Annotated in this window: 16 protein-coding genes and 1 riboswitch; of the genes, 3 read left to right on the plus strand and 13 right to left on the minus strand. The window is 50.8% G+C overall.

Translation table 11 applies throughout. The annotated features are described in order from the left end of the window. Positions 1–38: 38 nt before the first annotated feature. Positions 39–932 carry an accessory Sec system S-layer assembly protein gene (locus tag GC56T3_RS16595; protein WP_013146464.1) on the plus strand — a complete coding sequence of 298 codons (894 nt, stop codon included), beginning with the start codon at positions 39–41 and terminating at the stop codon, positions 930–932. 173 nt (positions 933–1105) lie between these two features. Here the strand turns inward: GC56T3_RS16595 and GC56T3_RS16600 are convergent, their stop codons facing one another. The 5 genes from GC56T3_RS16600 to GC56T3_RS16620 form a co-directional block, all read right to left on the minus strand. Next, positions 1106–2518 (minus strand): S41 family peptidase, encoded by a 1413-nt coding sequence (locus tag GC56T3_RS16600; RefSeq protein ID WP_013146465.1) that lies wholly within the window; start codon positions 2516–2518, stop codon positions 1106–1108. Positions 2519–2549: 31 nt separating this feature from the next. Further along, entirely contained in the window at positions 2550–3290 is a 741-nt protein-coding gene (locus tag GC56T3_RS16605) for a hypothetical protein (RefSeq protein ID WP_013146466.1), read from the minus strand. Positions 3291–3453: 163 nt separating this feature from the next. Further along, positions 3454–3849 carry a hypothetical protein gene (locus GC56T3_RS16610; protein ID WP_013146467.1) on the minus strand — a complete coding sequence of 132 codons (396 nt, stop codon included), beginning with the start codon at positions 3847–3849 and terminating at the stop codon, positions 3454–3456. Positions 3850–4014: 165 nt separating this feature from the next. Then, the gene (locus GC56T3_RS16615; protein WP_013146468.1) at positions 4015–5973 is read right to left on the minus strand and encodes a phosphodiester glycosidase family protein; all 1959 of its coding nucleotides are present in this window, start codon (positions 5971–5973) and stop codon (positions 4015–4017) included. A 162-nt stretch (positions 5974–6135) separates the two neighbouring features. Continuing rightward, positions 6136–7368: a CAP-associated domain-containing protein gene (locus GC56T3_RS16620; RefSeq protein WP_013146469.1), complete on the minus strand. Its 1233-nt coding sequence runs from the start codon at positions 7366–7368 to the stop codon at positions 6136–6138. Between the two features lie 221 nt (positions 7369–7589). On the opposite strand from GC56T3_RS16620, the gene GC56T3_RS16625 reads away from it, so the two are divergent. Continuing rightward, positions 7590–8333, plus strand: coding sequence for a hypothetical protein (locus GC56T3_RS16625; RefSeq protein WP_013146470.1), 744 nt, complete (start codon positions 7590–7592; stop codon positions 8331–8333). A 51-nt stretch (positions 8334–8384) separates the two neighbouring features. Here GC56T3_RS16625 and GC56T3_RS16630 read toward each other — a convergent pair whose 3' ends face one another. After that, positions 8385–13316 carry an alpha-amylase family glycosyl hydrolase gene (locus GC56T3_RS16630; protein WP_227456670.1) on the minus strand — a complete coding sequence of 1644 codons (4932 nt, stop codon included), beginning with the start codon at positions 13314–13316 and terminating at the stop codon, positions 8385–8387. A 428-nt stretch (positions 13317–13744) separates the two neighbouring features. Between GC56T3_RS16630 and amyS the strand changes: the two genes are divergently transcribed. Then, complete coding sequence (amyS, locus tag GC56T3_RS16635; RefSeq protein WP_369769996.1) at positions 13745–15358, plus strand: alpha-amylase; 1614 nt, start codon at positions 13745–13747, stop codon at positions 15356–15358. 100 nt (positions 15359–15458) lie between these two features. Here the strand turns inward: amyS and GC56T3_RS16640 are convergent, their stop codons facing one another. From GC56T3_RS16640 to GC56T3_RS16670, 7 genes are all read right to left on the minus strand, one after another. Further along, positions 15459–17783: a bifunctional 2',3'-cyclic-nucleotide 2'-phosphodiesterase/3'-nucleotidase gene (locus tag GC56T3_RS16640; RefSeq protein ID WP_013146473.1), complete on the minus strand. Its 2325-nt coding sequence runs from the start codon at positions 17781–17783 to the stop codon at positions 15459–15461. Positions 17784–18135: 352 nt separating this feature from the next. Continuing rightward, positions 18136–18612 carry a hypothetical protein gene (locus tag GC56T3_RS16645; protein WP_049775759.1) on the minus strand — a complete coding sequence of 159 codons (477 nt, stop codon included), beginning with the start codon at positions 18610–18612 and terminating at the stop codon, positions 18136–18138. A 74-nt stretch (positions 18613–18686) separates the two neighbouring features. Continuing rightward, entirely contained in the window at positions 18687–19583 is an 897-nt protein-coding gene (locus GC56T3_RS16650) for a hypothetical protein (RefSeq protein WP_013146475.1), read from the minus strand. Continuing rightward, on the minus strand, positions 19580–20374 hold the full coding sequence (locus GC56T3_RS16655; RefSeq protein ID WP_013146476.1) for an ImmA/IrrE family metallo-endopeptidase: 795 nt from the start codon (positions 20372–20374) through the stop codon (positions 19580–19582). The genes GC56T3_RS16650 and GC56T3_RS16655 overlap by 4 nt, the downstream gene beginning before the upstream one ends. Before the next feature lie 4 nt (positions 20375–20378). Further along, the gene (locus tag GC56T3_RS16660; protein WP_013146477.1) at positions 20379–20771 is read right to left on the minus strand and encodes a hypothetical protein; all 393 of its coding nucleotides are present in this window, start codon (positions 20769–20771) and stop codon (positions 20379–20381) included. A 310-nt stretch (positions 20772–21081) separates the two neighbouring features. Further along, entirely contained in the window at positions 21082–21807 is a 726-nt protein-coding gene (locus GC56T3_RS16665; RefSeq protein ID WP_013146478.1) for a hypothetical protein, read from the minus strand. 27 nt (positions 21808–21834) lie between these two features. Next, a riboswitch (cyclic di-GMP riboswitch) is annotated at positions 21835–21917 on the minus strand. A 90-nt stretch (positions 21918–22007) separates the two neighbouring features. Then, positions 22008–22352 (minus strand): hypothetical protein, encoded by a 345-nt coding sequence (locus GC56T3_RS16670; RefSeq protein ID WP_013146479.1) that lies wholly within the window; start codon positions 22350–22352, stop codon positions 22008–22010. Between the last annotated feature and the right edge of the window lie 16 nt (positions 22353–22368).

Genomic DNA, 22368 nt, shown 5'->3' on the forward strand with positions numbered 1-22368 from the left:
CCGCGGCGCAGCACGCCGCCTCGTAAAGGAGGTTCCCTATGATTTTCCGACGAAAACAACGCACGCAACCGGAGGCCGAGTTGCCGGCGCAGCATGTCGAACAGCCGGAGGGCGGAACGAAAACGACGCTGTCGTTTCATCCGGACTGGCAGCTGTCTCCAGAGGAAACGTACGTCTATCGCTTTTACCACGAACAGCTGCCGCCGCTTCAGCCAAACCAAATTTCCATTTCCGGCGTCAAGCTGGTCGAATACAACGATGGGTTTGTCGCTGTCGCCATTTTGCGCAACACGCTGCCGAAGCCGGTTCGCTTTGAACGAATCCGCCTGTTGCTGCTTGACGAGGATGGCACGGCGATCGCCCGCAAAGAGTTTGATATGAGCGCTTTCGGCGAGCTGCCGCCGATGACGGCCCGCCCGTGGCGGTTTTTGTTCGCCGCCGAGGACAAGCTCGTCGATCAGTTGCCTCAAGATGGATGGAAGATCGCCTTTGAACTGACACCGCGGCATCGGCTCGACCTAGAGGAAAGCTGGGAGCAGGCGCTGTCGGCCAAGCAGCACCAACAGCTGCAAGCCCTCGTTGACTCGGTTCCGCCTCCCGCTCCCGGGGAGGTGAACTTCATGGGCATTGAAGCGAAACAGCTGCCTTCCGGTGAACTAGCCGTCACGTTGCTCATTCGCAACGGCAGCGACAAACATATCCATTTTGAACAAATCCCGCTTGAAGTGCGGGATCATGCTGGCGACATGGTCGCCCGCGGATTATTTCCGTGCCATCTGGAAGTGAAAGCCCACACCAGCAAACCATGGACGTTCCTCTTCCCACCGGAATTGCTGCACAAAGCAGAACCGGATTGGACGTCCTGGAAGGTGACAATCCCATCCTCCCCGGCACAGAGCGAAAGGCAAGAAACGCAATCAAGCGAAACGTAATCGGCAAAAAGCTGGCCCCCATGGTCGCCAAACGACCGATGGAGGCCAGCTTTCTTTGCATCGTTCCGTTCAAAACGACCGCGCTCCCGTTGTCAGCCGAGCCTTAGTCGAAGCAGCCGAACTTTGCACCATCAAGAGCAGACGGCTATCCAACGCATCTGGACGGGAGGGCCTTATTTCGTAGAAGCAGCGGTTTGAATCTCCATGTAAGCGCCTTTTTTCATCGCCACGCCGTCTTTGCTTTTTAACACCGGCGGAATGACCAATAAATAGCTCTGCCCTTTGGCCAGCTTCGCTGCCGGTTTGATCAAAAGCTCCGTCCCCCGGCGGATTTGCGCCGTCACCGCCGCTTCCTGTCCACCTAATTGATACAATTTTACTCCGCTTACCGCGGTATTGGCGAGCGGACGAGAGAAGCGGACGACAAACGTCTTATCGACCGGCGCGTTGCGCAGCTTGCCGAGCGACTGATACCCTTTCAGCTGGCCAATCAGCAAATCGCGGTGAGCGGCATACAGCTCTTTACCGACAACCGTCGGCACATCCGGCTTCACCCCAACGTGATGAATCGGCGTCCCTTTTGGCGAGAAAAAGTGGGCGACGGTCAACTTCAACATGCTGCCGTCCGACAGCTCAAACATTTCCTGCATCGATCCTTTGCCAAACGTCCGTTGCCCATACAAAACGGCCGCCTTTTGCTCCTTCACCGCCGCCGCCAACATTTCCGACGCGCTCGCGCTCGACGCGTTGACAAGCAGCCGGATCGGACCCGCCATTTGCACCGGCTGTTTGACAGCGGCATACACTTCTGGGTGATTCGAACGGTCGCGCAACTGAAACGCCTGTTTCACATTCGGGAAAAAGCCGGCGATTTGCTGCGCCGTTTCCACATATCCCCCCGGATTGTCGCGGAGGTCAAAAATCCACCCTTTCACCCCGCTTAACGAGCGAATGGCGCGTTCGATCTCACCAGGCGCTGTCTCATCAAAACTATATAGCTGAATATAGCCGATATTCCCTGCCAGCCGTTTGAACTCCACGTTCGGCCAGTCGATTTTTTCCCGCTTGATGGTGACGCTGACGGTTTCCTCGGTCGACGGCCGCCAAACGGTTACGGCCACCGTCGTTCCTTCTTCCCCTGCGATCAAGCTCAATACTTTTTCCATTGTCTCATTCGTTACCGGCTGCCCGTCAACAGCCTGAATCACATCGCCCGGCTGCAGTCCGGCGCGGGCGGCTGGCCCATTGTCCAAGACAGACATGATGTGGACGCCGTCCTCATCTTCCTCAATCATCACGCCGATGCCGACAGACTCCATATCAATCCACTTCAAAAATTCCTCGTATTCTTCCTTTGTCATATAGGCAGAATACGGGTCAAGCTGTTTGACAATATCTTGCGGGGTGCTCGCCTTCAGCACTTGATCGCTCACTGGTTCCACATAATACTGGCGGACAATTTCCCGCACTTCTTCGAGCACCTTCGTTGACGCCGGAGCCGTCGCCGCCTCCGCCGGCGGACTCCAAACCGAAAATGAAGCCGCAAGCAATAGAAGAGCCGCCGCCCATCGCTGAATCACCTTCATATCCGTCTCTCCTCTCCCGACATGCGCCAGTTTATTCGATATCGACATCTAAGACAACCGGCGCTTTAAAATCATCGATATACACCGCCAGCTGCTTGCGCGTCGCCGCATCCACCACGTTTGGCAGCCACCGGTCGCAAAGCGACAGCAACCGCTCCGCCCGCGCGATATCCCCTTCATCATACGCATCAAGCAGCTTGTCCATGGCTTTCATAATATTGATGGGATCATAGGCACGCAGCTTGACAGCCAAAGCCGGGCGTTGAAACCATCCTTCCATCTTTTCGCGCAGCGACGCTCCCGGAACGCGGCCGATGAGAATCGCTGTTTTGCGAATTTGATATTCCAGCGGACCGTAGGAATCGTACACAACATCCACATCCCCCGTCCGCAGCGCCCGGTCGACGTTGGCCGTCAAGGCGCGCAATCGCTCCCCGCTTTCGACCGCGCTGATATAGGCGGAAGCCTTTTTCATCGTCTGTTCTCCGGCCGCGATCCGTTTTTCCAACTGCGCCCTTGCCGTTTGTGGACGCACGCGCGCCACTTCTTTTTTTGCCGCCTCATAATCGCGTTTGACTTGGTTGAAGAGACGGTACGGCTTGGACCATTGATCCGCTTTCATCGCCCGCTCAAGCTGGGCGGCATGCTGTTCAAGCCGCTCCACACTTGGGAACGGGGCCGCTTCCGCCTGAACAGCCAACAGCGAAAACGACAACCAAAACACCGCCAGCCATCCGATGATGGAAAATGCTTTTCTCCGTTTTCTCCTCACACTTTCACCTGCTATCTATAAAAATAGGAAACATGTATTTCAATTTTACTGGAAAAGAAACAAAATGAAAATATGTTCTGAAAAAAATCGAACGTAAGCCCTTCAAAGCATAAAATAAGGCCGACTCTTCAGCCACCTTTTTGACTGTCAGAGCCAGCCTTGATCAACGAAAGTCCGGCCAATGAGTTTGCTGCTTGTCGCCGTCGATTTTGCTCAGCGTCCGGTAGCGAAACGGAACGATTTCCTGCTCTGGCTTGCCAAGAAACTCTTTCGCCCATTCGAACGGAATCAAATCGAACTGCTCCTTGTTTTCAGCGATAAAATAGACGCCGACGACTCTTCCTTGTTGATTGAGGTCAATTGTCAAAAAAGCCGGGTAATACGTGCCGTCTTGCGCCCACAGCACCGCTTTGGCCGTCACCCGGCCGTCCCCTTCGTCTTCCACATCCGGATTGGCGATTCGCTCCAACACTTTGATCGCCCATCCTTGTTTTTTATATCCTCCGACCAGCTTCGGCGGATTTTTCCGCAACTGCTCCAACAATGTTTGCTCGTCCATCGTAAAACTTTTGCCTCCCTTGCGGTTTGCCTATCCACATATATACAATACTTTTCAGAGAAATGCAAATGCCTAGAAGAACAGCATGCAAGGACTTTCTCGATTAGTGAGCAACATCCCTTGTTCATTCACCATCCTTCTAGGCAAGCAGGGGAGGCGAGCGCATCAGCGGAAGATGGCGCGAAGGCCGTCGATGTAAATCGCTCCGGCGTTTTTCCGTCCCGCTTCCGTTTCCATATAACGCACCGGCATCTCCAGCATGAGCGGAAGCGCGACATCGCTAGGCACAGCGGCTTGCACATATTTCCAACCAGTCCAATCGACATGGCGGGAAAAATCGATCCAGATGCGGCGCCCGCTTCCATCCCGCAGCTGGGCGCGCAGCCAATGGCCGCTTCCGTCTCCATACACCCACATGCCAATCGCTTGCGGCCGTTTTGAAATCCAAATCGCTTCCTCCCGACTAGCATAGACGCCGGATGTCCCTGGCATCCCGCGGAAATCATATGAAATTTTCAGCGCCTGCTTTCCTTCTCTCACCTTTTCTGTCGTCCGCTCGACCGCAGCCCCCACATAGTTGACGCCCGATGCATTCCACTTCGACTCGGCCTCAAAATCATCAAGCACTTCTTCGCTTTCCCCGTTCTCTTGCGTCTCTTTGTACACAACAAGAAGCGCATTCGCCACCGGACGCGCAAATCCATCAGACGGCTTGTTTTCGACTTTGAGCTGCCCGTTTGGCTGGCGGACGACAAAGGTCGAAGAACCGCCGCCATCGAGCGTCATCGCATCGACGGCGCCAAGCTCATGCATCAGCTTGGCCAGCTCATTCAATGTCATTCCTTGGCTATGGGCAGGCTGGCGGCCATCGACAACGATGAGCATGACATTTCCGTTCTTGTCAATGCCGACGGCTGTACGCGGATGGACTCCTTCGATCGAAAACGGCTGCACTTTTCCATCCGCCACCAACCGGTATCGGCCGCCGAGCGCTTCTCTCACCCCACTCCATTCGGGCTGGTCATACTGAAGGGAAATTTCCACCGCATCCCCTTCTTTCGCCTGCCGCAAATAGTCGCTCGCCCGGCCGTGGCCCGATAGCACGAGCTCTCCAGGCTGGAGCGGTTCATCGCCTTGACCGACTACAACTTTCTTCACCGTTCCGGTGACCGTTCCATTCCCGTTCAACACCCCTTGTACATTCGTCAGCACGACTTCCGTCCCAAGGGCGTTCGTTTTCGTGGAGGCAGCGAAATACGGGGTGTACAAAATCAACTGATGAGCGCGCCGCGGCTTGTTGATGCCATCGACGGGATATGAGCCTCCTTCTCCAATTCGAACGCCAATTTGAACATCTGGGTTTCCAATCATCGGCTTCCCATCAGCGCTGATGCCAAAAATCGTCCGTTCCGCCGCCGGCGTCGTATTTGTTATCACAATTTCCCCACGGTGCACCATCAAATCGGTCGGCGAACCATCCTCTTTGAAATAATCGCCGTTCACCGCCGCCAGTACGATTCCGTCGCGGCCATCGTACCGTTTTGCCTGCTCAAGCACCGGTTCAATGCCAAGCACTTGATCATTGGACAGCGCCGTCTCAATGGCCAGCCTCTCATTCGACGTATCGATGTCAAGCTTGTACACATGCTGCTTGCCGCGCGTTCCGACGATTTCCATTTCCTCTTTTTCCACCCCGGAGGCGATGCGCGTCGACACCTCCTTTACCACCGTGCCGACCGCCAGTTGTTTCGCTCCGTACCGCCCAGGATTGACAAGCTTCAGCTTCTCCTTTGACGGCGTTTTATACACGACATGCCCTTTGATATTGGTGACGTAATATCCACCGCCAACCCCGTATTGGCCGCCAAACGCCTCGTCATACGAATACACCCGGTACTGTTCTCCAGGCTGCAACACGCGGACAAACGTCAGCTCCCCGTTTTCCCGTTTCCATAGGTTAATCGGTTTCACGATCTCCAATTTTCCAATTTGCCCCTGCACGAGGCGCATGCCTTCCCAGTAGACGACATTCGCTCCGGCATCCGCTTCTGCCGCCTGCAGCGCCGTCCATGCGGCCAACACCGCCCCGATCCCAATGCGGATGATGTTCTTCGCTTTTCCCACTGGTCCTATTTTCCTCTCTTTCTATCATTTTGTTGACACTGATTCTATTATACGACAAACTTCTACAAAAAGGGGAACCCTTTTCCATTTATTTAGTCAAAAAAAAAAAGAACGTCCCAGCAAGGTTGGGACGCTCTGTAGAAGCGAAAACATCATCCGCGGTCACGGAGTATAAAACTCTTGAGAGTAGTAGGGTTGATGAAATGAATTGAACGCCACCCCAACGCCGAGGCGGGTAAAGTCCGGATATAAAAGGTTTTGCCGATGACCGAGCGAGTGCATCCACGCTTCATGGACAAAAATCGCATCGTATTGTCCGTAGGCGATGTTCTCTCCCGCCACGCGATAAGCGATGCCATGGCGCTTCAGGCGGTCAAACGGCGACAGGCCTTGCAAGTTCGTATGAGAGAAGTAGTGATGGACCGCCATATCTTCGCTATGTTCACGGGCGGCCGCCGCCGCCTTCGCATCCCACGCGAGCGCCGGAAGCCCGTGCAAGCGGCGCGCCGCGTTTGCTAAATCAAAAATTTGATATTCATAGGCCGTGCGCAGCTCCTCCGTCGCCGTTCCGTAAAACCCGGGCTTTTCATACTCGAGCGCCCGATTGACGACAAGCACGCCATCCACCCGGTTGTTGTTGTACCGGTCATAAAAGAAGGTGACGTAGCGGCCGTTGACAAGATACGTATCATATTCATCATTTTGGATGCTGTAAAGGCCATCTTTTTTTTGAATCACCGCAAGCGGCCGGCCGTAGCGCGCTTCCACCACCGTTTTCGCCGTTCCGATGCCCGTTCCTTTTTTCGTTTGGACAATCGGCTGATTCGTGTACATCGCCGCCACCCGATCACGGTCATAGCTCACCATCAAAAAGTTTTTGTAACCGCCCTGATCATACGCCTCCCAATATAGGCCGTAGGCGTTTTTCGTCTTCCGCTTCGCCTTGCCGTACATCGCTTCGACCTTCGCGCGCGAGTCGCCGATCGCCACCCCGTTCATCGTGACATCCGCCATGTTTGCCTTCGCCTGCTGCACGCATAAAGCAGCGGCCAATTTCTCTTTTGACGGCGTTTCATAGCGGACGCGGGCATCGTTCTTAATCGCATATCCTCGGCCGACCTCGAAATACCCGCCGCCTAGCGCGTACACGCGATACACCGCGCCGCTTGGCAGCGTCTTCACTGCTTTGTTCGACAACCATAGCTCTGTCGGCGCTGTGACCGTCAACCGGCCGATTTGCCCGGGCTTCAGTTCAACGCCGTCCCACCACACTTTTTCCGTTCCGACAAGCTCCCCGCAATCCTCCGCCTTGACCATTGATGAACTCGGCATCCAAAGCCATCCGGCCGCAGCCAACAGCATTCCGATTGCCACCGTCTGCACCCATTTTCTCACTTCCGTCCGCTCCTTCCTTTCTCTTTTTCTTTCATCATAGATGCCTTTCCATCAAAAGAAAAGAGAAAAAAGAATGATTTCAACGAAAAAGAGGCCGCTTTGGCGGTGCAAAGGTCAACATTTCGTCAAACAAGATTTCCAACGGACTTGGCTAAAGAGTGAAAGATCGGTTAAAATGGATCATATTATTCTTCCATCTTTGTAAGAGAGGAGCATACTTTATGAAGACCATAAAAAAATTTCTAACAGTCTCAGCGCTAAGCGCCGGAATCCTTCTGTCGCCATTTCACGCCCACGATGCGCAAGCAAAAGTTTGGTGGAACGGCATGGAATTGGTGCAGGGACAGATCGGCAAGTTGACCGTTTTAAAAGATACCGAGCTTTATAAGTTGCAAGGAGAGAAGAAAGTTTACATAAAAACGTTAAAAGCCGGTGGAGTCTATCGCATTTACACGTTTAAACCTGGCATGTTAGGTTTAGGCGGCGGATATTATGTCGATCGCGATGCCCGGGTAAAATACGAAACGCCGTCCAAAGCAAAACTCAATCAAGTCAAAATGGAGCAACTGTTCCGCGGAGTCAAGCTCGGCATGTCCGCTTCTCAAGTCAAGAAGTTGGAAACCGCAAAATTTATCCTACAAGAAAATATAGACGGCGGCCAAGCCTGGGTCTATTCGACTTCTCTTTTCGGATATCATACGCTGCTCGTCTATGGATTTGAGAACGGAAAGCTGGCCTTCTACGGCTACTCGTTCGATGCCGGAAAGGAGTACACAAACGATCAGCTCACAGCGATTTACAACAATCTGAAACAACAGCTCATCACGCTATTTGGAAACCAGTATGAACAGTCCGATTCTGGCCAAGGCTACCCGCCTGCACTCGTATTTCACAAAGACGGCCTTGTGATTGCCCTTTCCTATGATGCGGACGGGTTGGCGGTTACGGTCACGAGTGAACAATAACGTGCAAAAAGCGAGGCTGCCCCATTCATTCGGACAGCCTCGCTTTCTTGCTTACTCCCCATTCACCAACTTCAACTTCTCCTTTGACGGCGTTTCGTAGCGGATGTGCGTGTCGATGTCGGTCACGTAATACCCGCCGCCGACCGCGTACTGCCCGCCGAAGCGCGCGTCATACCCGTAGACGCGGTATACTTCCCCAGGCTGTAAGATGCGGACGAACACAAGGCGCCCATCCTTCGTCCGTTTCCATAGATTGATCGGCTTTTGCACCGTCAAGCGGCCGATTTGCCCTTTTTTCAGCTCCACGCCATCCCAATAGACTTTTTTCACTTGGCTTGGAGGAGTGGTTGGCTTTCTCGGTTTCTCTTTTGGTTTCGATGGAGACGGTTTTTGCGGCGGTCTGGATGGAGGTGCTCCGTTTCCCGGTGGAGCTGTGCCGCCCGGCGGAACGCTCCCCCCAGGGGATGTGCCATCCGATGGACCACCGCTGCCTGGAGAGGTGCCGTTGCCTGGTGTTGCCCCTCCGTCATGGGACGGCGTTTCGCTTCCCGGAGAATCGCCGTTGCTTGGCGGCGTTGTCAACTTCCCTTCGCGCAATTGCTTCGTTGCTAAATCCAGCACATAATCTTTCGTGTTTTTCGCAATCGCTCCGCCGTCGTTGTTGAAAATGGCTGTTTTGCTTTCAGCCGATGGTTCAATATGAATCGACACTTCTTTTTGATGGCTGGCCGGCGCAAACGTGTACGAGAATGCCATCCGGCCATCAATCGGCACCCGCTCGCCATTGATTGTCAAAACGCCGTTTTTAATGGCATTGCCCTTGATCGTCACTTGACTCCCTTGTTTTTGCACCTCTTCGATGACGACTGGCATATCGATCCAACGCAAAATGCGGTCTTGCACAACCATCGTATTGTTTCCTTCATTGTGGACCGTCACTTTCAAGTCGGTGCCAATCGTCCCATAGCCGTAGTAGCTCACGTCATCATCGTTGTCGTCCTCACGCGTATGGTCGGCCAACCCCTCTTGATCCCACGATCCACCTTTCACATACTTATAGGTGATCGTTTCCCCTTCCTGCACCTCGACGGTAAATTGCCAATCGGGCGTCACCGCACCGTTGCGCGACATCTCCCAGGCCCCTGTGTTCCAGCCGTTCAAGCTGTTCGGAATCGTAATGCGGGCATCGAGCGGCGTATAATCCGGCGCTTTCACTTTAAAAATCACCTTCACCATCACAATGTCCGGCGTCACCTTGACCGTGTTCGACGCCACAACATTGCCGGCGCGGTCATACAACTTGACAACATACGTGTACTCGGTGCCGTTTTCGACATCGTAGTCTGTAAATGAATCGCCGATCGAAGTGGTTGTATGCACGATATCACCGTTGCGCTCGATGGCTAACAAATAAGCATCCCCATCTTTTTTCCCAACAAACGTCCATGATAAATTCACTTGTCCCGATTCAACCGCAGGCTGCCGCAGCTCGATGGCGTCTGCTGGCGCTATTTGATCGCTGTTGTCTGCCGCAAACGTCACTTGCTTCTCTCCTGTATACATCCACTCCTCGCCAAGGTTGGTCGTCAGCGCATAACGATACGTATACGTCCCTGCGGCGAGCGGAGTGAAGGCAGCTCGGAACACGTTGGCGTCGCCGTCTTGTCCTTGGTAAGCCGCTCTGTATTCTTTCCATGTTTCGTCATGCGGGCCTTTCACTTGCAACACCGCTTGCAACCCATCAGCTGCTCCTTTGCTTGTCACATTGTCGATGTTGACATGGACATCCACTTGCTGCGGCTTTGACAAATCCAGTGTGGCATCGCTTAACGTTGTCACGAACTGGACATTGTCGCTCGTCAGCGGGTAATGAGGAACGACGCGATTCGTTTCGACCTTCGGTGATTCATTCCCGTTTTCATCGACCGCCGCAACGGCAAAGTAATAGGCTGTTCCGTTCGTCAACGAACCGATCGTGGCCGAAGTTGTTTCCGTCTCTTGCACCATCGTATAACCGGCCCCTTTTAACGTGGACTCGTAAATTCGGTATCTCGACGCATTTCCTTCCCACGTTAACATGACACGGCCATCCGAAGCGCTCGCCTGCAAATTGCTGACTGCTGCCGGCATTTCCACCGTCACCGCCCCAAACATCATCCGTCCATCCAGGGCCGGAATCGTGACCGTCAACGTTCCGCCAGCGACCGTAGCTTTCCCGCCATCATGCAACTCATCCGTGAGTACGGTGCCATTCGGAAGCAACGAAGCGACGTCAAGCGCCACCGTCTTGTCCTCATTGCCGCGGTTGACAGCAATGAGCGCCACTTCACGCCCGTATTGGCGGGCAAATACGTATACATCCCCTTGCGCATACACCGTCTTGATGTCGCCATGGGCCAACAGCGATTGATGGTGCTGGCGAATGTGCCCCACTTTCTGATAATGGGACAACAGATTTTGATCTTCTTTGCCCCACGGATACGTGCGGCGGTTGTCTGGGTCTTTTGAGCCTGTTACTCCCGCTTCATCGCCGTAATAAATCGTCGGAGCTCCCGGGTATCCCATCTGCAAAATCACCGCCAGCTTGAGCCGCTTTTTCCCAAGTTCCTCATTATAATTCGGATCAAGCTCCGCCCGCTCGGATGAATCCGTTCCGTTCCCAAGCAGAAAGACCGCCCGCGCCGTGTCATGCGAACCGATTAAGTTCATCAGCGCATAAAACGCTTCACTTGGGTAGTCTTCCCTTATGGCCGTCAGTCGCTTGTCCGCCTCTTCTGCATTTCCGTTTTTCAAAAAGTCAAGCACCGCCCCGCGGAACCGGTAGTTCATCACGGAATCGTACTGGTCGCCTAGAAAATATTTCGATGCGTCATCCCAAATTTCCCCTAAAATGAGCGGCTGCTCCCCCTCTTTTAACGTCGGACCGCGGCCGTACGACCCTTGAAGCAATTCTTGGCGAAACTCGCGCCAAAACGCCGGATCCACCTCATTGGCCACATCCAACCGCCAGCCGGAGGCGCCGCGGGCAATCCAGCTTTTCGCCACCGAATCCGATTCACGGAAAATGTAATTCGCGAGCGCATCGTTGTTCAATTCACTCGGATTCGGCACTTTTTCCCCCGTCACCGACTTAAACTCCGGCAGACTGTCATAGCCCCACCATGATTGGTATTGATAATGGCCATCGACTTTTTTGTTTTCAATATTGAACCAAAGGTGAAACCCATACGGGCTGAACGTCTGTCCCTCTTGTTTGAACTTCTCTTCCACTTGTTTCCGCGCTTCTTCCTCGCTCAATCCTTTTTCATTTATCAAATCGTAAACCGCTTCCCAATATTCATACGCGCCGACGGTCGGATAGCGGTGGTAGTGGTCAAAGTAAATCGAATCGTCGGATACGTGGTTGAACACCCCGTCTAAGATGAGATGCATCCCCCGGTTCGCAAGCGCCTGCACAAACGATTGGAATTCTTCCGGGGAACCGAACATCGGATCCAATTCTTTGTAATTGCTCGCATCATATTTATGGTTCGATGGCGCATTGGCGATCGGATTTAAGTAAATCGTGTTCACTCCAAGCGACTGCAAATAATCCAACTTTTGTTCAATTCCGGCGATGTCTCCGCCGAAAAAGTCATTCGACCATTCGCCGTCGCCATCGTAGCCGCTCGTTCCTTTCAGGCGCGGATTATCGGGCAAATCCGACCAATCGCGATGCTCAATCGGCTGCGCCCCGCGTGCCTGCTGCTTGCTGTTATCATTTGAAGGGTTGCCATTAAAGAACCGATCCGGGAAAATTTGATACACAACCGCTTCTTTCATCCAATCTGGTGTTTTGTAATTCGGATCATAGACGGTCAGCTGAAACAGCCCCGCATTTTTGTCGACCGCCCTCCCCCATTGTCCTTCTTTCGTATCTTCACCATATTCCGCCTTCATCCCGGCATCGACAGCGATAAATTTATAACCGTATACCCCCGGCGCAGAAGGGGTAAACGCAGCCTCCCAATATTCATCATCCCCGAGCACGCCGACTTTTTCCATCGTGTAGACTTTGGCGGTTCCGGTCGTCGCATTTTTCACATACACATCCGCCTTCGTCAAATCGCCTTTTTTCGCCGCCAGACGAAGCGTCACCTTCGTTCCCGCTTTCACCGCACCAAACGGCTGGCGGTACAGCGTATCCCATGTATTGTGTTTTAATCGGTCTTTCTGAACAACACCGTCAGAGCCATTGGGGTTGTAGTCGGTGTACACCTCTTTTGTTTTCGCATTGAAGAAGAATGTAATGATCGTCGTTTCCAAAACATTTAAGCGTGCATTCTCTTGTGGGTAGCTCTCGTTCCAATTGTTTCCGAGGACAATTTTATATTCATACGATCCTTTCGGCACCTGCGCCGTAAACGTGTACACCGAGTCAAAATCATCATCGGTCAACAGCGCCGTCGATGTCCCCGGAGTCCATCCGTTGCTCTCCCCCTCATAGCCGATGGCCGGCAGCACCGTCCCGACAAGACGCGGCTGTTTCTCCTTCGCAATCGCCGTATACCATGTCGAATCAGCGATCGCATGCGTCCGGTCATTGTAATAAAACGTCACCTCGGTTTGCCGATCCAGCTTCAACACCAGATTTGCGCCATTGCGGCCGCCGACGCCGTAATTTTCATCCCAGCTGCCGTTGACCGCAATTTTGTACTCATAGGTCCCGGCTGGCAGCGTCCCGGTGAATGTATAAAGCCCATTCCCTTCATCATGCATCCTCGTCGCCAATGCCCCCGGATCCCATTCCGCCGTATGGCCCAACTCATCTTGCAAATTGCCGACTAGCGTGATCGTCCGTGGTTGCGAGGCCGTGGATTCGGCCGTCCACCGATGCGCTCCATTCCCTAGAGCGCTAGAACTTCCTGCCTCGTTCGCAGCGGCAACCGCCTGGAAAGGAGTCAATGCCAGCAACAACACCGATGCCAAAACCAATGATAGCATTCTCCTTGCCCTCTTGATCATCCCCCGCTCCCTTCTCCTTTGTTTGGCCAACTTCCTTCTCTCCTTTCCTTTTTATATTCTTTGTGCAATCGTTTGCACAAAATGGTTGATGCAAACGATTTCATCAATCTTTATCTTATACGAATAAACAGAATATTTCAACTATATTTTCCCCTTGTTGAAAAACGAATCGTTCCGTTGTTCTATTTTCGATTCATGTCAAACTCAAAATTGTTTAAATTCGATATTGAAAACGATTACAAATAAAAATTATAATAGACGTAAACGTTCGAGGGTTTGCTCCCTTTTTACTCTTTTTATGCAATCGTTTCCCTTAATTTTTTGGAAGCCAAACCGTCGAATGTAACATTTGATTAAGGGGGAAGGGCATTGTGCTAACGTTTCACCGCATCATTCGAAAAGGATGGATGTTCCTGCTCGCGTTTTTGCTCACTGCCTCGCTGTTCTGCCCAACAGGACAGCCCGCCAAGGCTGCCGCACCGTTTAACGGCACCATGATGCAGTATTTTGAATGGTACTTGCCGGATGATGGCACGTTATGGACCAAAGTGGCCAATGAAGCCAACAACTTATCCAGCCTTGGCATCACCGCTCTTTGGCTGCCGCCCGCTTACAAAGGAACAAGCCGCAGCGACGTAGGGTACGGAGTATACGACTTGTATGACCTCGGCGAATTCAATCAAAAAGGGACCGTCCGCACAAAATACGGAACAAAAGCTCAATATCTTCAAGCCATTCAAGCCGCCCACGCCGCTGGAATGCAAGTGTACGCCGATGTCGTGTTCGACCATAAAGGCGGCGCTGACGGCACGGAATGGGTGGACGCCGTCGAAGTCAATCCGTCCGACCGCAACCAAGAAATCTCGGGCACCTATCAAATCCAAGCATGGACGAAATTTGATTTTCCCGGGCGGGGCAACACCTACTCCAGCTTTAAGTGGCGCTGGTACCATTTTGACGGCGTTGATTGGGACGAAAGCCGAAAATTGAGCCGCATTTACAAATTCCGCGGCATCGGCAAAGCGTGGGATTGGGAAGTAGACACAGAAAACGGAAACTATGACTACTTAATGTATGCCGACCTTGATATGGATCATCCCGAAGTCGTGACCGAGCTGAAAAACTGGGGGAAATGGTATGTCAACACAACGAACATTGATGGGTTCCGGCTTGATGCCGTCAAGCATATTAAGTTCAGTTTTTTTCCTGATTGGTTGTCGTATGTGCGTTCTCAGACTGGCAAGCCGCTATTTACCGTCGGGGAATATTGGAGCTATGACATCAACAAGTTGCACAATTACATTACGAAAACAAACGGAACGATGTCTTTGTTTGATGCCCCGTTACACAACAAATTTTATACCGCTTCCAAATCAGGGGGCGCATTTGATATGCGCACGTTAATGACCAATACTCTCATGAAAGATCAACCGACATTGGCCGTCACCTTCGTTGATAATCATGACACCGAACCCGGCCAAGCGCTGCAGTCATGGGTCGACCCATGGTTCAAACCGTTGGCTTACGCCTTTATTCTAACTCGGCAGGAAGGATACCCGTGCGTCTTTTATGGTGACTATTATGGCATCCCACAATATAACATTCCTTCGCTGAAAAGCAAAATCGATCCGCTCCTCATCGCGCGCAGGGATTATGCTTACGGAACGCAACATGATTATCTTGATCACTCCGACATCATCGGGTGGACAAGGGAAGGCGTCACTGAAAAACCAGGATCCGGACTGGCCGCACTGATCACCGATGGGCCGGGAGGAAGCAAATGGATGTACGTTGGCAAACAACACGCCGGAAAAGTGTTCTATGACCTTACCGGCAACCGGAGTGACACCGTCACCATCAACAGTGATGGATGGAGAGAATTCAAAGTCAATGGCGGTTCGGTTTCGGTTTGGGTTCCTAGAAAAACGACCGTCTCTACCATCGCTTGGCCGATCACAACCCGACCGTGGACTGGTGAATTCGTCCGTTGGACCGAACCACGGTTGGTGGCATGGCCTTGATGCCTGCGATCGCGTTGTAAAGACATTCCGCTCTATCATTGAGGCAAAAAACACGGCCTTGCCCGCCATGAATGGCGGCACAAGGCCGTGTTTGATGTTATCATCCATTTGCTTGCTTCAACTTCTCCTTTGACGGCGTTTCGTAGCGGATGTGCGTGTCGATGTCGGTCACGTAATACCCGCCGCCGACCGCGTACTGCCCGCCGAAGCGCGCGTCATACCCGTAGACGCGGTACACTTCCCCAGGCTTTAAGATGCGGACGAACACAAGGCGCCCATCCTTCGTCCGCTTCCATAGATTGATCGGCTTTTGCACCGTCAAGCGGCCGATTTGCCCTTTTTTCAGCTCCACGCCATCCCAGTACACTTTTTTCACTTGGCCTGGAGGAGTGGTTGGCTTCTCCGGCTGCTTTGGCGGGTTGGGCTTTTCTTCCTTCCAAAGCGGCAAGGCAAATTCATATTGGGCAAATCCGCTCGGCAAGGCGGTGACATAGCGGATGCTGCCGTCTTGCGGCAAGTATTTTTGCGCTTCCGGCGACGATTCAAACGTGACGGTCACCGGCGCTTTCCCTTTCACTGGCGCAAACCGCCAGTTGCCATCCGCCGACGGGTTGATCGTTCCGTTTTCCCGAATGTAATCGATGATCACTTGCCGGTTTTCATCCGGCGCAGCCAAAATCGTGTTTTTCCCGCCCGGATTGATGATCCGGTTTGTCGTCGCCCGATAGTTGTTCGTTGCGACGATAAATTCCATGTTCGGCGTCACTGGCTTGCCTTCGAATTTCAAGTTTTTAATCCGACTCGCGTTCGGATTGATCACATTTTGGTTTTTGTCGTATTTCGCCGGCTCGGTGACATCGATCTCGTACGTCACTCCATCAATAATGTCGAAGTTGTACGTCGGGAAGTCATTGTTGATGAGCGGCTGAACGTCTGTCTTGTTCGGGTCGATTTGGTTGAATTGCCCCGCCGACCACTCAAGCCATTCTTTCAACTCGGCTCCCGTAATTTTCAGCGCATACACCGTGTTCGGATACAAGTACAAATCAGCAACGTTTTTAATGGCGATTTCCCCTGCCGGGATGTCGGTATAGTAGCTCGCCCCGCCGCGTCCGCCGGCTTTGAACGGAGCGCCGGCCGACAGCACCGGAAGGCCTTCATATTTCGTCCCTTTCAACATCTTTTCGACATACCATTTTTGCGCATTCGTGACGATTTGCACGGACGGATCGTCTTTGATAAGCGCAAAATAGCTGTTGATCGGGCTCGTTGTTTTTCCAACCGGGCTGCGGACGTACTGAATCGTCGCTTCATGTTCCGCTTGGATCGCCTGCTCAACGGCCGGGTCGCTGTCGACAAGCGGCGTTTTCGTCGCCTTGTCATACACTGGACGGAGTTGGGCTTTCGCTTGCGTCACTTTCCATTTTCCGTCGACTTGCTCGACCGTCAAGTCGATCACGCCGAGCGTATCGCCCCATGAACCCGGCATCGTCACCGGAACACCGTTGATCGTGCCGGTTTCATTGTTGATTCCGTTTCCGTCCGGAAAATCTGGTGTTGTGCCTGGAAGGGCCGGGAATTTTTTATGCTGGTGGCCGGTCAACACGGCGTCGACCCCCGGAATTTGCGTTAAATAATACGATGCGTTTTCCATATTCGGGCTGTTTCCGCCGGTCTCAATGCCCGAGTGCGATAGCACAACGATCAAATCGGCCCCTTCCGCTTTCATTTTTGGAATATACTTTTGCGCCGACTGCACAATGTCTTTCGCAATCACTTTCCCTTGCAAATTCGCTTTGTCCCAATCCATAATTTGCGGCGGCACAAAGCCGATGACGCCGATCTTCAGCGTATGCTTCTCCCCGTCTTCATCAACGACTTCTTTCTCTAAAATTTGATACGGCGTGAAATAGTTGACATCGTTATCCGGATTTTGGTCATGATCGTCACGGTACACGTTCGCATTCACGATCGGCAGCTTGGCATCGTCATACACTTCATTGAGGAAATCCAAGCCATAGTTGAACTCATGGTTCCCAACCGTCGCCGCATCGTACTTCAGCAAATGCAACAGTTTCACCGCCGGATGCACTTCTCCGTCTTGCAGCGGCTTCACTTTGGCCACATAGTCGCCAAGCGGCGTTCCTTGAATCAAATCCCCGTTGTCAAACAGAAGCGTATTCGGCTGCTCAGCGCGCGCCTGCTCGATCAAACGCGCCGTCTTCGACAACCCGAACTCATTCGTCGGACTATCTTTGAAATAATCGTAGTTGACGAGATTCATATGTACGTCCGTCGTCTCTAAAATGCGCAGCTTGACGACATCTCGGTCTTCCGCGCCCGCTGCGGTCGGCAACACAGCCGGAGCAAGCAGCCCCAACGCCAACACCACGCTCGCCGCCGAGTATTTCTTCCGTTTTTTCAATGCCCATCCCCCTCTAGTGATTCGAAAAATTTGTACCATTGCCATCATATCACAAAAAACACAAAATTGTTAGAAAAAAACACCTAAATCCTTCACAGCAGCTTACCAAAAACAATAGAAAACGCAATCAAAGTATGGAATCCTGCTTCGGATCTTCAAGCTCAGCAAGAAGCCATCACCTTCATGATTTCAAGGGAGACGAAAATTAGGAAAACACAGTCTGTCTCGGGAGATAGTGAAAAAGAATCCATCATTCACCATGATCGTAGCCCCTGGAGAACACATCCATCAACATTCTCCGTTAATGTAAAAAAGTGTCCCGCCATCTGGGGGACACCCTTTCCTTTCATTTCTACAGCAACTGAAGCAACGCCTTTTTGTTCGCTTGCACTTGGTCGTTCAACGCGTTGACTTTTTCTTTTACCCTCTGAATGTCTGCGTTGTTGGCGCCGACTTTCTTTTCAAGAGCGCGAATTTCATTCGTCACCGCCCGCAGCTGGTTGGACAAGGCGATGAGCTGGCCGATGAGGCCATCGATTTGCTCTTGTTTTTCTTCATCGAATTCCTCTTGGTCTTCAGCAACGGGCTGTGGAGAAGTCAGAGACAATGCCTCTGTTGCCGTTTGTCCGCTGGAAGCGGGAACTGCAGCGTCACTGGCCGCTATGGCTTGTCCACTTGGAGCATCAGTTGCCGCTGCGGCTCCTGTCGGTTGAGAAGCGGACGACTCGCCCGTTGACGCTGAATCGGCAGGCGTCGTTTGCGTGTCCGTTGCCGGTTCCGCTTCGCTCAATGCTTGAATGTTTGATTTCAACAAAATAAGCTTTTTCATAACGGATCTTCCTTGCGGCTCTCTGCCTCTATCGAGCTTTCGCAACTTTTGCGAAAGCAACGGATGCCCCTCCGTTAAAAGGAAATCTCTATTTTCCCTTCTTCTATCCATTTTGCCAAATTGGCATTTTTTATTTCTGTATGCAATGGCTGTCCATCTAATGAATAAATGACCTTCCTTGACTCGTTTCGGCCGCTGCTGTGCACAAAAGCATAGATTTCTTCGGAGCTTAATTTCGTATTCTGAATAGATAATTGTAAAATACGGTCATAAGACAGCAGGATGTATTGCTGTTTAAACTCTAAAAAATCATCGATGCCTAATATTCCAAATAGACTTTCATTATTTACGAAAGTATTATACATCGTATATACACCTTTGCCGTCATCACTACATATATAGGCAGGACCGTAGTACTGATGAACAAGCAATAATGAGAAAAAACAAATAAAGCGCTCTCCTGCATTATTCCCGTTATGTAAAATGATTTGTCTCAATTTGGGAAGATCCGAAATGGAGGATAATTCACATCGTTCCAGGTTATGAATAATATCTCTATTTACTCTAAAAGCTTGCAAAGCCAGTTGTCTCATCACATCCAATATGCGTTGCCTTTTCATCATTCCTTTCTCTAATAATTGATAAATGGTTTGCATCGATAGAATATACAGCTGTTTCTCCGCCGATAATTGTTTGAAAAGCTCAAAGTAATACTCATGATACCGTTCCTTTGTGGGTATATTCCTACAAGACTCTTCTAACACTGCATCAGGAATAAGAAAAATCGGAGACTGATGAAATGCCTGCAGCAAAAGCGGCAAATTTGATATTTGTTTTCTGAATTTCGTTAAGATCATATTATCTAACATATAAAATGCTTGATGTTCATTTAGTGACTGGTACAGTTGGAGCGTATTATCTGAAATAAACGGGCGAACGGATTCTAAAACAGGGGAATCGAGGACCTTCATCCTTTAGTCCCCCTTTGATCATGCACTGACGCCAACACTTGTTCATATAGCTTATCATAAAATTTTTTAATCGATTGAAGATCCTCCTCATACATCAATCCTTTTGCTTTTTCATATAATTCATCAAACCCGCTGATGTTTATCGTATAACTAGGCTCGAACAATGATTTGTCTATATCATGGGGAATACGATTTCTATAATCATAGTCCAATGCATCTTTCGCTTCGTTAATCGTGATCAATTCGTTTTGAGCAAGTTTCACAACTAACGCTTTGTACGGGATCTGGAAGACACTGATTAATCGCATAATTTTTTGGGGGAGAGATTGTTTCATGTGAGCGGTCTCCAAAAATCGAAAACTTCTTTCCAACACAAAATCATTAATTAAAAATTCGGCAGCGAAGAGATTAGGAAGCCGCTCTTTTTCATCATAAATATGATCAATCATGATAAAATTTTGGTCAGGGCTCTTAATTTTCTCTCTGTCAAAAAAGAAATGATAAAACTCGTGCGCCCACATGAAATTTTCATATATTCTCGGCTGTGCCGTGTTAATATGGACATAATAATCACCGTTATAGTAATACACAAGCCCACCATAGTCAGCATTTTGAATCGGAAACTGCAATACATTTGCATGCTCGTAAAGATAAGTTTTTATAAAATCAAGCGGCTTTACATGAGCAAGAGGATCTCCGAGGGAGTATATACGGTCCATTGCCCTTTTCATTTTCGGCAAATGTGTTTTGTTATGCTCTACAATCATTTCAAGATTGTCTTTTGTAATCAATGGACTACCCCCTTGGATGTTCCGAATTTGTCACTGATTTTAACACATCGATCAGTTCAACAAATTCGCTGAAAAGATGCATGCCCTTTTTTAATTCTTCGTCCACTGCACCGTGAAACGAAAGGGCCACATAATTCATAAATGAATCAGATCGGCTGCGGCCAAACGTTTTTCCATTTAACTCCATATCTGCCTTGTAAAAAAAGAACAGATCGTGAATGCGGAACAGCTTATTGATCTTTGCAACATACTCCTCCACATTTCCTTCGCCTTTCAAGAAATTATAATAAGCTGTCTTCTTAATACCAGTGCGTTCCATCACCCATGAATGTTTAATGCCTTTCCCTTCTATATATTTTTTGACATTCTGGCCTACAATTTTGTTTGTATTTACCATACACTTCACCTCCCGTATATCTACAATGACGAATCCAACCTTGAACATCCCTGCGATGCTCAATGGGATGGTCCGTGTGGAGTTTTCATAAAACGTTTGACGTTGCCTCTACAATAAATTATAAATGAAGAACGATTGATTTTCCATTGTATGTTTCCTCAAAAAGCGGAATATATGGATTAGTTTATGCCAAAAATCATTCAAAAGTTCTTGATGAAATTCATTTTTTCCTTAAAAACGGGAATAAGGACGTCCTTCCGTTAATGCAAAAAGGCGCCCCAACGTTTTGGGACGCCTTCTCCTTTGATTTCTACAGCAACTGAAGCAACGCCTTTTTGTTCGCTTGCACTTGGTCGTTCAACGCGTTGACTTTTTCTTTTACCCTCTGAATGTCTGCGTTGTTGGCGCCGACTTTCTTTTCAAGAGCGCGAATTTCATTCGTCACCGCCCGCAGCTGGTTGGACAGCGCGATGAGCTGGCCGATGAAGCCATCGATTTGCGCTTGTTTTTCTTCATCGAGTTCCTCTTGGTCTTCACCAACAGGTTGTGGAGAAGTCGGAGACGGCGCCTCCGTTGCCGTTTGCCCGCTGGAATCCGGAGCGGCAGCGTCATTGGCCGCTATGGCTTGTCCGCTCGGAGCGTCAGTTGCCGCTGTGACTTCTGTCGGTTGAGAAGCGGACGGCTCGCCCGTTGGTGACGAATCCGCAGGCGTCGGCGAGGCTTGCGTATCCGTCGCCGGTTCCGCTTCGCTCAATGCTTGAATGCGAGCGGTCACTTTGTCTAACCGCTCTTCAATTTGGCCTACTTTTTTATTTAACTGCGCCAACTTTTGCGCAAGCCATTTTTGTTGCTTGGACGATTCCTGTTTTTTCTTCGCCTCTGTTTCCTTTTGTTCCGTCTTCTTCTTGACGACGACTTCCACTTTCTTCACCATCGTTTCGCGCTCATGCGCTTTGCCCGCAGGCTTGGCGGCCGCCCACGCCGGAGAGGCGACAAGCATCGACGCCACCAAAATCGGCCATCCTTTCTTTAACATTACCAATTCCTCCTTTTATTTTTTGGTAATGGCAGCTGGCTGGCATAGGTTTCCCCTTAGCCCCTGTAGCTTTGTGACGCTAAGTTTCCTTAGCTGTACCTTTATCATGATTGTACCATGATTTTCTTCGCAAGGAAGTGAGACGAAATGACTATTTTCGACCTCTGAACCATTTCATATATGCCCCAAACGTTCCTGCTTCACCATTCAATCCCTAGTTGAAGCTCGTGTACAGTATATTTGCTTTTTGTCACAACTCCCGGGTGCCGCAATGTTTCATGCACCTTCTCATTATACAACCGAACATTTTCATTGATGATCTTCCACTCCACCGATCGCTGGTGGCAAAACCCATCGATATCATTGTCGAGATGTTTCACATAGCGATGGGGGCCAATGATGCCGATGCTGAGCCATGTGCCATGGCGAACCAACACGACATCCCCTTGTTCCATCGTATGGACAAACGTCCAGATCGCGCCAAGAGCGTTGCCAAGCTTCGCCCCCGAAATGGTACACGTTGCGCAATCGCTCTCTCCGTTCATCTTTGCTTATGCCGTC

Origin of the sequence: Geobacillus sp. C56-T3, assembly GCF_000092445.1 — a bacterium.
GTDB classification, from domain to species: domain Bacteria; phylum Bacillota; class Bacilli; order Bacillales; family Anoxybacillaceae; genus Geobacillus; species Geobacillus thermoleovorans.